The sequence below is a fragment of the Novosphingobium sp. ST904 genome, assembly GCF_001298105.1.
Lineage (GTDB): Bacteria > Pseudomonadota > Alphaproteobacteria > Sphingomonadales > Sphingomonadaceae > Novosphingobium.
In genome coordinates this window covers 1-13,197 of record NZ_LGJH01000140.1, presented here as the reverse complement: position 1 = coordinate 13,197, position 13,197 = coordinate 1, and the positions used below count along the sequence as shown (strand labels likewise).

Annotated in this window: 12 protein-coding genes, 1 tRNA gene and 3 pseudogenes; 9 read left to right on the top strand and 7 right to left on the bottom strand. The window is 66.2% G+C overall.

From position 1 onward, the window contains the following. Positions 1-148: 148 nt before the first annotated feature. On the top strand, positions 149-556 hold the full coding sequence (locus ADT71_RS11360; protein ID WP_231635827.1) for a response regulator transcription factor: 408 nt from the start codon (positions 149-151) through the stop codon (positions 554-556). Positions 557-953: 397 nt separating this feature from the next. Here ADT71_RS11360 and ADT71_RS11355 read toward each other — a convergent pair whose 3' ends face one another. The 3 genes and pseudogenes from ADT71_RS11355 to ADT71_RS11345 all read right to left on the bottom strand — a co-directional run. Beyond that, complete coding sequence (locus ADT71_RS11355) at positions 954-1,394, bottom strand: hypothetical protein (protein ID WP_231635819.1); 441 nt, start codon at positions 1,392-1,394, stop codon at positions 954-956. Positions 1,395-1,529: 135 nt separating this feature from the next. Beyond that, positions 1,530-2,246, bottom strand: a complete 717-nt coding sequence (locus ADT71_RS11350; protein ID WP_054436901.1) for an alpha/beta fold hydrolase — start codon at positions 2,244-2,246, stop codon at positions 1,530-1,532. A 179-nt stretch (positions 2,247-2,425) separates the two neighbouring features. Then, positions 2,426-2,797, bottom strand: a pseudogene (locus ADT71_RS11345) (aminotransferase class I/II-fold pyridoxal phosphate-dependent enzyme); the annotation flags it as partial. A gap of 14 nt (positions 2,798-2,811) precedes the next feature. Here ADT71_RS11345 and ADT71_RS11340 point away from each other — a divergent pair. Beyond that, a pseudogene (locus ADT71_RS11340) lies at positions 2,812-3,786 on the top strand (aldo/keto reductase); the annotation flags it as partial. Positions 3,787-4,183: 397 nt separating this feature from the next. Here ADT71_RS11340 and ADT71_RS11335 read toward each other — a convergent pair. The 4 genes from ADT71_RS11335 to ADT71_RS11320 all read right to left on the bottom strand — a co-directional run bounded on the left by ADT71_RS11335 (position 4,184) and on the right by ADT71_RS11320 (position 7,728). Continuing rightward, positions 4,184-4,987 carry an SDR family NAD(P)-dependent oxidoreductase gene (locus ADT71_RS11335; RefSeq protein ID WP_054436898.1) on the bottom strand — a complete coding sequence of 268 codons (804 nt, stop codon included), beginning with the start codon at positions 4,985-4,987 and terminating at the stop codon, positions 4,184-4,186. Positions 4,988-5,015: 28 nt separating this feature from the next. Beyond that, on the bottom strand, positions 5,016-5,768 hold the full coding sequence (locus ADT71_RS11330) for an SDR family oxidoreductase (RefSeq protein WP_054437013.1): 753 nt from the start codon (positions 5,766-5,768) through the stop codon (positions 5,016-5,018). A 319-nt stretch (positions 5,769-6,087) separates the two neighbouring features. After that, complete coding sequence (locus tag ADT71_RS11325) at positions 6,088-6,426, bottom strand: GIY-YIG nuclease family protein (RefSeq protein WP_347812948.1); 339 nt, start codon at positions 6,424-6,426, stop codon at positions 6,088-6,090. A 192-nt stretch (positions 6,427-6,618) separates the two neighbouring features. Continuing rightward, entirely contained in the window at positions 6,619-7,728 is a 1,110-nt protein-coding gene (locus ADT71_RS11320; RefSeq protein ID WP_054436897.1) for a hypothetical protein, read from the bottom strand. A gap of 128 nt (positions 7,729-7,856) precedes the next feature. Here ADT71_RS11320 and ADT71_RS11315 point away from each other — a divergent pair, with 128 nt between their 5' ends. The 7 genes and pseudogenes from ADT71_RS11315 to ADT71_RS33545 all read left to right on the top strand — a co-directional run. Beyond that, positions 7,857-8,987 (top strand): LLM class flavin-dependent oxidoreductase, encoded by a 1,131-nt coding sequence (locus ADT71_RS11315; RefSeq protein ID WP_231635818.1) that lies wholly within the window; start codon positions 7,857-7,859, stop codon positions 8,985-8,987. A 1-nt stretch (position 8,988) separates the two neighbouring features. Beyond that, complete coding sequence (locus tag ADT71_RS11310; RefSeq protein ID WP_054436895.1) at positions 8,989-10,155, top strand: sulfotransferase; 1,167 nt, start codon at positions 8,989-8,991, stop codon at positions 10,153-10,155. Continuing rightward, entirely contained in the window at positions 10,155-10,325 is a 171-nt protein-coding gene (locus tag ADT71_RS33550) for a hypothetical protein (protein ID WP_231635817.1), read from the top strand. The genes ADT71_RS11310 and ADT71_RS33550 overlap by 1 nt, the downstream gene beginning before the upstream one ends. Further along, positions 10,307-10,963 (top strand): sugar phosphate isomerase/epimerase, encoded by a 657-nt coding sequence (locus ADT71_RS11305; protein WP_231635816.1) that lies wholly within the window; start codon positions 10,307-10,309, stop codon positions 10,961-10,963. Before ADT71_RS33550 ends, ADT71_RS11305 begins: the two co-directional genes overlap by 19 nt. A gap of 2 nt (positions 10,964-10,965) precedes the next feature. Next, positions 10,966-12,201 carry a DUF1214 domain-containing protein gene (locus tag ADT71_RS11300; protein ID WP_054436892.1) on the top strand — a complete coding sequence of 412 codons (1,236 nt, stop codon included), beginning with the start codon at positions 10,966-10,968 and terminating at the stop codon, positions 12,199-12,201. A 124-nt stretch (positions 12,202-12,325) separates the two neighbouring features. Beyond that, a tRNA-Thr gene (locus tag ADT71_RS11295) sits at positions 12,326-12,401 on the top strand. 151 nt (positions 12,402-12,552) lie between these two features. Further along, positions 12,553-12,834 (top strand): annotated as a pseudogene (locus ADT71_RS33545) (Arm DNA-binding domain-containing protein); the annotation flags it as partial. Positions 12,835-13,197: the final 363 nt, after the last annotated feature.

Below are 13,197 nucleotides of genomic sequence, written 5' to 3'. Positions count from 1 at the left end.
GCAGGGCGGCGATCAGTCATGCCCTTTCCGTCGAAACATTCACGTCGAACCGTTCGAGAATATTTCCGAGCTTTCGCATTCCTGGCCGCGCTCGGGCGTCATCCTGATCCATGACGGGGCCGGCGCGATCGACGATCTGGTGGAGAACATGGCCCGCCACGGCGAATGGTTCCCGATCATCGCCTTCAGCGAACAACCCAGCGCCAACCGCATCGTCGAAGCCATTCTCGATGGCGCGATCGACTATATCGCATGGCCCATCGCGGCGGACGAACTGAACGCCACGCTGGCCCGCGCGATCGAACGGGCGGAACATGTCGGCAATGCCAAGCTGCGCGAAGTCATGGCCCGCGCCCGGATAGACCGCCTGACCCGCCGCGAACGCGAAGTGCTGGGCGGCGTCGCCAGCGGACTGTCCAACCGCCTGATCGGCGAAAAGCTGTCCATCAGCCCGCGCACGGTGGAAATCCACCGCGCCAACATGCTCAACAAGCTGGGCGCCAATCACACCTCGGATGCAATCCGCATCGCGATCGAGGCCGCGCTGGTGAATTGACCGGCGCGGCCCCCGGTCCGACCGGACCTTGACAGCGCCGGGCGGCGGGCCGGCATCGTTTGCCCCCAACCTCCTGCCGGAACTGCCCAAAACCCCTAGGCGCAATCCTACCAATGCTTAGGCAGCGCCATGGCAGAAGAATCGGGCCGGCTCGCACTCCACCCGATAGCTGCCGGCCCCGCATGACCTGCCCGTCCGGCCGCAAATCCCCTCCCGGCCGGACACCTTGCGGGAAACGCCAACGGACTGAACCGGGCCCGGAAGCGGGCTCCAGAACTGACGGCGCATCCGGTTACCGCGCAGCTTCCCGGAGCCGCGGCCGGATGCGCCGCCTCATTCGTGTCGCTTCATCCGTGCCGCCTCATCCGTGCAGTTCAGCCGCGCGCTCCTCGCAATGTCAGTGAAGGCGCATCCCGCCGGAAAGGCCGATTGGCGGCACTTCCTTCTCGATCCGTTCGGAATCCGCCAGCAGCATCGAGACATAGGCCCCCAGCAGCGCCAGCGAGAGCGTTGCCGCCTCGCAGATCATCTCTTCCGAACCATCCGCCATGACCAGCGTGGCCAGGCACGTTCCGCTGGTTCCGCGCGACAGCATGAAAGTGGCGCATCCGCCCATCAGCGTCAGCACCGCGCTTTCGGGCGCGCCGCAAGACAGCATCGCTTCCACCGCCGCCGGATCGAAGTCCCGCTTCGCGCCGGTATGGGGATCGTGCAGGAGCAGCAGGATCGCCTCGCGAATGCGATCCGGTTCTTCCACGGGTGCGCTTCCCGCGCAGTCGTGCAGGAAATCGCGCATCCGCGCGTTCCACACTTCGGTACTGCAAACGACCTGGTTCAAGGGACTCGCCACCATTGCTGCTGCCTGTGATGCGCCAAAGTCCCCATGAGCGGCGCGCTGTCAATCCGCACATTCCGCGCGACTTCACGCCTCGTCCCGCGTTGCGACAGGCTCACCGCGAAACGTGAAGCGCGCTCAGGCCGCCGCAACCGCCTCCAGCCGCTCGGCCACCCAGTCAGGCTCGGTCAGCATGAGGTCGTGTCCGGTGTCGATATCCCACACCCGGCCTTCGGAACGCTCGGTCAGCAGCGCCATGTCGCGGCCCGGAATGGTGGAGGTGCAGATCAGGTGGCTTTCCGGGATCGCCCGCATCGCCGCCTCGTTGCGGAAGGCAATCTTCTGTTCAAAGCATTTCCACGGCTGCGCGGTCAGCCTTGCGTCGGTCCAGGCGCCGAGCTGCGGGTCGGTCACGCCGAAGAACGCCGCAAAGCCGGGCATCGGCGCCATGACCATGGCCACGCCGTTCACATCGTGCAGGCCCTGCTTCGCCATGTGGATTTGTTCATGGGCGTGCTCGTAAAGCGATTCCCCGTCGCGCGGGTAGGCCGCATCGAGATAGACGCGGTGGCCCACCCGCGCGGGCTTGCGATCCGCCGCCCCGGTGATGACCATGCCGCCGTAGCTGTGGCCCACGAGGATGGCATCGGTCAGGTCCTCGTACTCCAGCAGCCCGGCCACGTCGTCGATATGGGTATCGAGATCGATGGCGCCGCTCAGGACGTGGGCACGATCGGCCAGCCCGCTGAGGGTGGGGGTGTGGACTTCGTGGCCCGCCGCGCGCAGCCGCTGCGCCACCGGCTTGTAGCACCACCCGCCATGACCGCCGCCATGGACCAGCACGAATATGGCCATCGTTCCCCTCCCTCTTGGTTTGGGCGAAGGAAGCGCCGTGGCGGGCGGGCGGTCAATCGCGGCATATTCGCCCGCGCGATGAATGAGCGGGTGGCATACTGGCCCGGCATATGGGAACCTGCCGGGTGAGGTTCAGCCTGAACGAACGGGGAGGCCGGCTCCGGGCTGGCGCCTTGTCCTCATCCCCGCGCCGCGAACCAGGGCACCATGCGGGCGATGGCATCCTCCACCAGCGCGGTGGAAACGGCGAAGCTGAAGCGGATGAAGCGGTGGCCGTCCACGGGGTCGAAGTCGATCCCCGGCGCCGTGGCCACGCCGGTGTCGCGCAGCAATTGCTGGCAGAAGGCCAGACTGTCGTTCGTCAGGTGGCCGATGTCGGCATAGATGTAGAAGGCGCCGTCGGGCGGGGCGATCCGGTCCAGCCCGAGGCTCGGCAGCGCGGCCAGCAGCAGCTCGCGGTTGCGGGCATAGTTCTCGACATGGCCTTCCAGTTCCGCCGTCTCGTCCATGGCGATGAGGCCCGCGTGCTGGGCCAGGACCGAGGGGGTGAGGCTCCGGCGAAAGCGGGACCGGCTCCTGGGGCTCTACCGACGAAGACGCCGCGCGGATGCTCGACCTCTATGTGGAGCGGGGCGGCAATTTCCTCGACACGGCCGACTTCTACGGCGGGATGGGCGGTTCGGAAACCTTGCTCGGCCGGCTCATGGGCGCGCGGCGGGAACGGCTGGTGGTGGCCACCAAGTATTCGCTGACCACGAGCCCGGGCGATCCCAATGCATCGGGCAATTCGCGGCGCAACATGGTGCGCTCGGTCGAAGCCTCGCTCAACCGCATGAAGACCGGGTGGATCGACCTGCTCTACCTCCACATGTGGGACTTCCGCACGCCGGTGGACGAAGTGCTGCGCGCCTTCGACGATCTCGTTCGCAGCGGCAAGGTGCTCTATATCGGCCTGTCCGACACGCCCGCCTGGCAGGCCAGCCGGATGCAGGCCATCGCCGAACTGCGGGGCTGGAGCCAGTTCTGCGCGCTCCAGATCCAGCACAGCCTGATCGAGCGCACGGTGGAGCGCGAACTCGTGCCGATGGCGCGGGAAATGGGCATGGGCCTGTGCCCGTGGTCCCCGCTCGGCGGCGGCGTGCTGACGGGCAAATATACCGCGAGCGACCTTGCCCCGCCGCAGGGCGAAAACCTCGTCACGCGCAAGGCGATCAATGCCGCGACCGGGCGCCTGTCGGATCGCAACCTCGCCATCGCACGCACGGTGCAGGAGGTGGCGGAAGAGATCGGCGCCACGCCCGCGCAAGTCGCACTGGCCTGGCTGCTGGCGAACCCGGACGTGGATGCCCCGGTGCTGGGCGCCCGCACCCCCGCGCAGCTGGAGGACAACCTCGGCGCGCTCACCCTCGATCTTGGCGAGGAGCAGCTTGCCCGGCTCGATGCGGCCAGCCGCGTGCCCAGGGTCTTCCCGATGGACGTGCTGAGCGGCCCCGCCGAGGCGATGATGAACGGCGGGGTAACCGTCGAGCGGCGCGACTGACCCCGTTTCGCACCGCCGGGGCGCCGAAGCGTGATTTGCCTCACACCGGACCGAGCGCGATGCTGTCATAACCGCCGCGTCCGAATCGCAGGCGGCAACGCCCGGGACCAGGACACTGCCGCAAGCCAGCCGAACCGTGATGCGACCCCACGGCAAGGCCCTTTCGGCAGGCACTTCGCATAACTTGGCGGCAGTCCGGCCCACCTGGCCGAACCCGTTCCCTTGGGGACTGCCGCCAGCTTTGTACGGTTTCCATCCGGCACGGCCGGATCGCGGCGCCGGCCCACGCTCGCCAAGGGCTCGATAATCCCGGGGGGGAAATTATCGGCTGGGGGTGATCTCTTCGAGATCAGGCGATTGAAGGGGGCCGGCGCCGCGCCAGTACCGGAACGGTGCCTCAGCCCGGATTGACGCTGGCGATGCCGGGCCGCTCCGCGCCCATTCCCGAAAAGCCGATGCAGTAGCCGCCGTCCACCGGCAGGACCACGCCGGTCACATAGGCCGCCTCGTCGCTGGCGAGATAGAGCGCGGCCTGCGCAATGTCCCTGGCCAATCCCCACCGGCCCATCGGGATCCCGGCAAGGACCGGAAATTCGGCAGGCGGTTCGGCATGGGTACGCGATGCTTCCACCAGCCCGGTCCACATCGTGCCCGGCGCGATCGCGTTCACGCGGATGCCCTGGTCCGAATAGTCCAGCGCGGCGACCTTGGTAAGCTGGTTCACACCCGCCTTGGCCGCTCCGTAGACCGAGTGATGCTTCCACCCGATCACCGCCGAGGCCGAACTCGTGTTCACGATCGCCCCACCGCCGGTCTTCAGCATCGCGGTGATGCCGTGTTTCATGCCGAGGAACGTGCCGCGCAGATTGGTGGCGTGAACCCGGTCCCATGTCTCCAGCGACTGCGTGTGCAGCGGCGCCATCGGCCCGCCGAACCCGGCATTGTTGCACAGCACGTCGAGCCGCCCGAAGCGCTCCTCTGCCGCCGCGATCATCGCCGCCACTTGCGCCTCGTCGGAAACGTCGCACTGCACGCCCATCGTGTCGCCGCCGAGCGCGGCCGCCACTTCGTCCTGCCTGCCCGAGATATCGGCGAGCACCAGCCTCGCCCCCTCGGCATGGAACAGTTCGGCCATCGCCCGGCCCATGCCGGACGCCGCGCCGGTGACGATGCAGACTTTATCCTGAAGCCTTCCAGCCATAGTCGTTCTCCCTCAGGCGCCGAATTTCTCAGGCACTCGTATCGATGGTCGGGCGGATGGTGATTTCCGAGATGTTGGTGCGGCGCGGCATGGCGAGGATGAAGACCACGGCCTCGCCGATATCGCGCGGCTTCACCGCGCCCTCCTTGCTGACATGCGCCTTGATCGCGCTGCGCCACTGCGGATCGGAGATCGAATCCGCCACTTCCGTCTCGGTTGCGCCGGGCATCAGCGTGGTGACGCGGATGTTCCTGCCGCCCAGTTCCTGCCGCATCCCGTCCGTCATGAAATTGACCGCGTGCTTGCTGGCCGAATAGGCGCTGGTCATCGGCCCGCCCTTGCGCCCCGCGAGCGAGGAGATGGTGATGATATCGCCCACGCCCTGCTCCAGCATGTGCGGCACGGCGGCGGCGCTGGTGTAGACGGTGCCCATCAGGTTGATGTCGATCACCCGGCGGTAGATCGCGGTATCGCAATTCTCGATCCCGCCCGCTTCCATGATCCCGGCCGAGTTGACGAGGATATCGATCCGCCCGAACGCCGCGACCGTCTTCTCCACCGCGCCGCGCGCGTCCTCTTCCACGGTCATGTCACCCGGGATGGCAATCGCCCTGCCGCCTGCGGCCTCGATCCGGGAGACCAGCCCGGCGAGCCGTTCGGCCCGGCGGGCGCAGACCACCACGGCGGCCCCGGCCTCTGCCATGCAAAGCGCCGCCGCCTCCCCGATCCCCGACGACGCGCCGGTAACGAGCGCGACCTTTCCTGCAAGCTGGCCCGACATCCTTCTCCACTCCACCGCGCGCACCTTGCGGCCGCTTCGTATCCATTGGCTGGAGATCATCTGGCCCTAAGTCAACGGGAAATGCTGAACATATGTTCAAATCGCTGCTGCGAGGTTCTGGAAATGTATCCAAGTCACAGGAAACACGGCGCCCCCAAGGACCGCCCGGGACGCGTGGAGAAATCTCGAGATGGAGGGGTGCCGGCGTTCAGCGAGCCGATGGTTTGGCATTGAGGGCAGGAACGGGCGGATTGGCGACTGTCGGGTTCTGGGTGTGCATCGTAAATTGCTGCCGCAGGACCGAGCATCCAACTCTTCGTCATTCCCGCGAAGGCGGGAAGCCAGTCAGCACAACGCTTCGAAACCGAAATCGCTGGCGAGATCGCGCCACTCGGGATTTCGCTCCTCGACCAGCCGGAGCTTCCAGCCCCGGTTCCTTTCTTGATCCGCTTCTCTCTCTCTGGATCGCGTGTTCCATCGTCGCGTGCGCTTCGAACCACACCAGAAGCTTGGTTCCATAGCAATAGCTGAAGCCGCCGAAGTACTCGCTGCGGTGTTGGGCGATGCGCTGGATCAGGTTCGACGTGGTGCCGGTGTAGAGCGTGCCGTTACAAGCCGACGCGAGAATGTAGACGCCGGGCGCGAAGGTATCCTTCATGGCAAGGTTGCTACTGGATTCCCGCCTGCGCGGGAATGACGAAGGGGGTGAACATTCGGCAAGCTGGCCCGGTGCGCGAAAAGCACATGTTTGCCGATATGGCACGACTGGGGTGTTCGCCGTCAGCTGCCGCATGACCAACTTGGGCGCCTTTCGGAAGGGCAGCTTCATCGGAAGCCTCCGCCCCCTGCTTCACGCAATCGCGAGCACGCTGCGATGGATGAAACGGACGAGATCCGCCTGCCCCCGCGCTCCGGTCTTGGCGTAGATGCGCTTTGAATAGGTCCGCGCGGATTCCACCGTCAGCCCCACTTCCGGCCCCGCCTCGGCGATCGACAGTCCCCGGCTCAGGGCCAGCGCCAGCCGCGCTTCGCTGGCGGTAAGGTCGAACAGTTGCGCGAGCTGGCCGCAGCGGTTGGCCGAGGACCAGTGATCGGCATGGAGATAGCACAGGATCGCCGGCGCCGCCCGCGTCGTGCCCATGCGGCGACCGGAAGGGACGAGCAGCAGGTCCAGCCATGGCTCGCGGCAGAGCACCAGTGCACGGGGGCGAGCCTGCGGGTCCTGCGCGAGTTCGGCCACCGCTTCGGCAAGCTGCCGCCGCAGGCGGGGATCGCGGGCGCCCAGCCGGCCGTCCCGGCCGCGCGTCAACCCGTCCGCCCCCTGCAGCATCTTCGCGCCGAGACGGTCGGCATCGAGCACCTTGCCATCCCCGTCCAGCGTGACCCAGCCGAAGTTCATCCGCCGCACGGCCTCGCGCTCGATCTCCGCGCCCATGCGTTCGCGCTCCAGCGCCACGAAGCTGCCCAGCGCGGCGCGCAAGTGCGGGGCGAGGTCTTCGAGCAGCAGGTCCACCCCGGAGGCGAACTCCCCGCAGCGCCGGGTGATCGTGATCCAGCCGTTGACCCCGCCCGGTTCGGCGAAACGGATCATCCGCATATGGTTCATGCCCGAAGGAACGAGCAGCTGGTCGAGATAGGCATCGTGGCCGGGGTCGCCGTAGCGCAGCAGCTCGTTCAGGGCGTAAGTCCGCCCCTCCTGCATCGCGTGATAGGGCATGGGATCGCGAAGATAGAGGCTTTCGCGGTAGAGCCGCGAGATCGGCGGCGGCGAAGGCTGGCCGGAATAGAGGTGGATCACCCGCGCCTCCGGCGTGCCCTGCGGCAGGGGCCGGAACACGAGGCTGGCATAGTCCGCTGCAACCCGCGTGCGCAGGGCATCGAGGAAGCGCCGCCAGGGCGGGTCTTCCACCAGTCCCTCGATCAGCGGCACCAGCAGCGCCGCGTCCTCTCCTTGCAGCATTTTCGTGATCCCCAAATGGGAATTTGCCTTGGCCGGGGGCTACCTCACAACGGTGCCCGGAAACAACGAGCGGCGCCGAACCATCACCCTGGCGGTACGGAAAGGACGCTGCCTGAGAGGATGAACCCATGCCCGTGGCCATGAAAGTGCAGCCCGCAGCCTTCCTGCGAACCACCCTGCCGCTCGGCATCCAGATGGCGCAGGACTACGATTCGGGGCGCTACCACTCGATCTGGCTGCCCGATCACATGGTGAGCTTCTGGCCCGATTCGATCTGGACGCCGGAATTCACCGACCTCGCCAAGGCCTCCCCCAGCCCGCACCGCCATCTCGACGGTCTGGCAGTGGCGGCGGCAACGGCGGTGCTGACGCAGAACACGCCGCTGGCGACCACGGTGGTCGACACCGTGCGCCGCCACCCCTCGCTGCTGGCGCAGACCGCGCTGACGATCAGCCACTTGTCGAAAGGCCGTTTCATCCTCGGCCTGGGATCGGGCGAGCTGGAAAACACGGTTCCCTACGGCTTCGATTTCGACAAGCCGGTGGGGCGGCTGGAAGAGGCGATCAAGGTCATCAAGCTGCTGTGGCATTCGGACGGCCCGGTCGATTTCGAAGGACAGTTCTTCCACCTCCACCACGCCCGGCTGGACACCGAGTTCTACGAGGGCAAGGCGCCGCCGATCTGGCTGGGCGCGGCGGGGCCGAGGATGCTGTCCATCACCGGGCGCGAGGCGGACGGCTGGTGGCCCGCGGGTTCGTGGACGCCGGAAGACTATGCCGCCAAGCTCAAGGTCATCCTTGACGCGGGCGATGCAGCCGGGCGCGACATGAGCCACTTCACCCCCGCCATCACGCAGATGTGCCTGATCGGCGAACCCGAAGAGATCGACGAGATGCTGCGCGCGCCGATGGTGAAGTCGATCATCCTGATGATGACCGCGAAAGACCTTGCGCAGTTCGGCTACGACCATCCCATGGGCCCCGACTGGCGCGGCATCATGGACTTCGATCCCGTGCGCCTCAGCCGCGACAAGATGGTGAGGTTCTGCGACGAGATGGACCCCCAGGCCATCCGCGACGTGCTGCCCACCGGCACGCCCAGGGAAGTGGCGCTCAAGATCAAGGGCTTCGCCGATGCCGGGATGCGCGTCTACAAGCTGATGGAATACGGGGCGATGGGCGGCATGAAATTCTCCGCCACCAGCGCCGCCAAGGTCCGGGAAACCGAAGACGAAATCGCGAAGCTGGTGGAGGGCTGAGATGGCCGAACTCGACGCGCAGCAATTGCTGCTTGAAGCGCAGCAACGCACCGGCCTTTCGGACTGGGCCGACCACGGTTTTCCCCAGCGCTTCGCCCTCGCCGTGGAACATATCAATACCATCGCCATGGACGCTGCGGGCCGCGCGGCGGCGGCGGAGAACGTGCTCTGGCTGCTGACCGACCGCCTGCGCTTCTTCGAGGACCGCCAGCGCTTCCCGCTCGCCGAGGAAACGATCGACCGCCCGATGTTCGTCAGCGGCGAACCGCGCTCCGGCACGACACTGATGCACGCCCTCCTCGCCGTCGATCCCGCGGCACGGGCGCTGCGGTTCTGGGAGGTCATGCACCCCTCGCCGCCGCCGGGGACGGTCGATGGCACCGATCCCCGCATCGCGGCCGCCGATGCCGAATGGCGCGAGATCAACGCGAAGATGCCGCGCTGGCTGCACTGCCACCCCTATAACGACATGCTGGGCGAAGGCCTGCCCGAAGACGAGCGGACCTGGGCCTTCGATTTCCGGGTGATGACGCCCACGGCTTGGTGGCGCGTGCCGATGCAGAACCTCTCCTTCGGCCTGCCCACCGATCCGCCCGCTCAGTACCGCATCCACAAGGCCATGCTGCAGGCGCTGCAATACCGGCGCCCGGCACGCCACTGGGTGCTCAAGGGGTTCCACACCACCCGGCTCGATGCCTTCTTCGATGCCTATCCGGATGCCTCGCTGGTCTGGCTCCACCGCGATCCGGTGATGGTGGCCGCCAGTTCGACGATGATGATGGCGGACATCATGGACGGCGTGGTCGGCAAGATCGATCTGGTGAAGGAAGCCCGCGCCCATCTGGAGCGCGTGCGCTGGTCGATCGGCAATACGATGGCCCATCCGCTGGCAAGCGATCCGCGCATCCGCCATGTGCGCTACCGCGATTTCGTGGCCGATCCCGTCAGCGTGATCCGCGATTACTACGCCTTTACCGGCCGTGCCTTCACGCCCGAAGCGGAAGGCGCGATGCGGCGCTATCTGGCGGAAAACAAGGGCGACCGCCACGGCAAGTTCCATTACTCCACCCAGGTACTGGTCGATGCCGGATACGACCTTGAAGCCCTGAACGAGGAGTTCGCCCCCTTCCGGGAGCGCTTCGGCGTCGAAATCGAAAGGCGCCATTGATGCACCCCCGCGTCAGCCTGCACCAGGTCGCCATGGTCGATCGCTCGACCGCCGGGTTCATCGACTTCTGCTGCACCATCGGCGTGCAGATGCGACGCTGGTTTCCCCGCGCCTGCTTCAGCCGGAAGACATCCATGCTGCGCACGAAGCAGTGCAGCGCGGCAGGGTGACGGTGGGCTGCATCAACCACCCCTTCGCGCTCCACCCCGATCTCGAACGCGATTCAGGGATGGCCACGCCCGCACTGATGCGCGTGATCGACCTTGCGGCGCAGCTCCGCGCGCCGTCGATCTATCTCATCACCGGCGGGCGCGGCGCGCTGTCATGGGAACAGGCGGCGCAGCGCTTCGCCGCCCTGCTGGCGCCCTGCCGCGAACACGCCGCCGCCAGCGGCGTCTCCCTGCTGGTGGAAAACGCCTCCCCGCTCACGGTGGACATCCACATCGCCCATACCCTGCCCGATGCCCGGCATCTTGCGCAGGCCGCCGGTATCGGCCTCTGCGTCGATCTCCACGCCTGCTGGAGCGAGGCCATGCTGCGCGAAAAGCTGGCCGAGGCCCTGCCCCTCGCCGGCCTGGTGCAAGTGAGCGACCATGTCCCCGGCGACCGCACCACCCCCTGCCGCGCGGTGCCGGGCGATGGCGCGGTACCGCTGGCGGCGATCCTGCGCGACGTGCTGGAACTCGGCTACACCGGCCTGTTCGACCTCGAACTGCTCGGCCCCCGCATCGAGGCCGAAGGCGCGGCAAAAGCCTGCACGCGCGCGGCACGAAACCTTTCCGACCTCCTCACCCGACTGGGAGCCTGACGATGGCCTTTGGCGACGCAACCGACGATCCCGCGCTCAAGGCCGCGTGGGACAGCTTCTGCGAGCAGTTGAAACAGGCCGGACAATCCGCCTTCAAGGACGCGAACCCGGCCAACCCGCTTCAGCGCGCGGATGCCTTCCGCTTCCTCACGCAGAACCTCGGACAGGCCTTCGACCTCGCGCTGGAAACCCGCGACCCGGCCTTTCCGCAGATCCACCCCTTCACCACGCCGACGATGAAGCTGGGCGGCGACCTGGCGGACTTCACTTATCGCCAGGCGTGGATTTCCGGGGAACACGTCTACCGCCTCTCGGGCCGCCGCGGCACGGCGCGCTGGCTCAACATCACGGTGCAAGGCCCGCGCCCCGACACGATCCCCGGCACCGACTGGCCCAGCCTGCACGAACCCTTCGGCGACATCCCGGAAGCCAACTTGTTCGGCCACCAGATCGAAACCGGGGCGGACGGCACCTTCGCAGTGACCATCGGCGGGCCGCCACGGGACAGGAACTGGCTCCCCACCACGCCCGGCTCGCGCAAGCTGTTCATCCGCGAGGCCTTCGACGCCTGGGGCGAAACCCCCACCACCCTCACCATCGAGCGGATCGGCATGGCCACGCCCCGCCCCCTGCCCTCGCCCGCACAGATGGGCGAGGCGATGAACTGGGCCGGAGATTTCGTCACCGGCCTGATGCGCGACTGGCCCGAACACGCCTGGCGCACCTCGCGCGGGGTATGCGATCCTGCCAGCCTCAACATGTTCCCGGCAGACAAGGCCGCCAACGACACCAGCGACGCCAAACGCGGCCGCATGGCCGCGCACATGGTCTGGCGCCTCGAACCGGACGAGGCGCTGATCGTGGAGATGGACTGGCATCCCGGCTTCTGGCTGTTCGGCATGGGCGGCGCGCTGATGGGATCGATGGACTTCCTCCACCGCCCCGTCAGCTACACGCCCGCGCGCACGAAAGTGGACGGCGACGGCATCGTCCGCCTGATTCTCTCCCACGAAGACCCCGGCCTCCATAACTGGCTGGACACGCAGGGCTTTTCGGACGGAAACCTCACATACCGCAACCTGATGAGCCAGCAGCCCGCCACGTTCCGCACCCGCCTGGTCAAGGCCATCGAACTGGCCGATCACCTCCCGCCGGGAACCGCCCGCACCTCGCCCGACCAACGCGCCGAACTGCTCCGCCAGCGCTACCGCGCCATCAAACTGCGCTATGGAATATAGGGATTTGCGAGCAGAAAGCCGGAGATCGCACGATCGATAAGAAAGCCCCTTGCACGCGCCCCCACTCCCCGGTAAAGGCGCCCCCTGCCCCGGCGCCGGATTGCACCCGGCCCGACCAAGGCATGCCGCTTTAGCTCAGTTGGTAGAGCACATCATTCGTAATGATGGGGTCACGTGTTCGAGTCACGTAAGCGGCACCACTCCCCTGTTCACAGACGTTCGCCAACGTCCCTTGAACCCCCAGAAAATCAGCGATATCTAGTAAGCAGTGTCTGCCTGCGTTCGCGCGCGTTCGCTGACAGATACCCCCAGAACGGGGTATCATTGGGGGTATTCCGCTCAGGCCTCTCAATGGATACCCCCAGAACCATGAATCGGGGGATTCGAATGGCGCTTACCGATGTTACTGTCCGAAATGCCAAGCCGCGCGAGAAAGCCTACAAGTTGGCAGACAGTGGCGGGCTATTTCTGTTTGTAAGCCCGGCAGGCGGAAAGCTGTGGCGCCTCAAGTTTCGAGTAGCAGGAAAGGAAAAACTGCTCTCGCTCGGTGATTATCCGAGAATTGGCTTGGCTGACGCGCGAAAAGCGCGTGACGACGCAAATGCTAAATTGGCGACAGGCACAGATCCTGCCCATGAGCACAAAATGGCTAAGATTGCTGCCAAGATCAGTGCGGGAAATACCTTTCAATCGGTGGCCGAAGATTTCATTGCAGTAAAATTGGTCGCCGAAAACAAGGCCGAGGCCACAATTGACAAGGCGCGATGGTACCTTTCCCACCTCACTCCCGCTCTTGGTAACCGTCCGATTTCAGAAATTGAGCCGGCTGAGCTGCTTGCAGTGCTGAAGATACTAGAAAGAAAAGGCCACCGCGAAACGGCACGCCGAACTCGTGCATTAGGCTCAGGACTCACTGATCAGAGCCAGAAGAGGACAGTTGCAGCCAAGGCGAGTGCGGAAAAGAAGACGGTGGGGCAGCGGTCATATCGTGTAGCG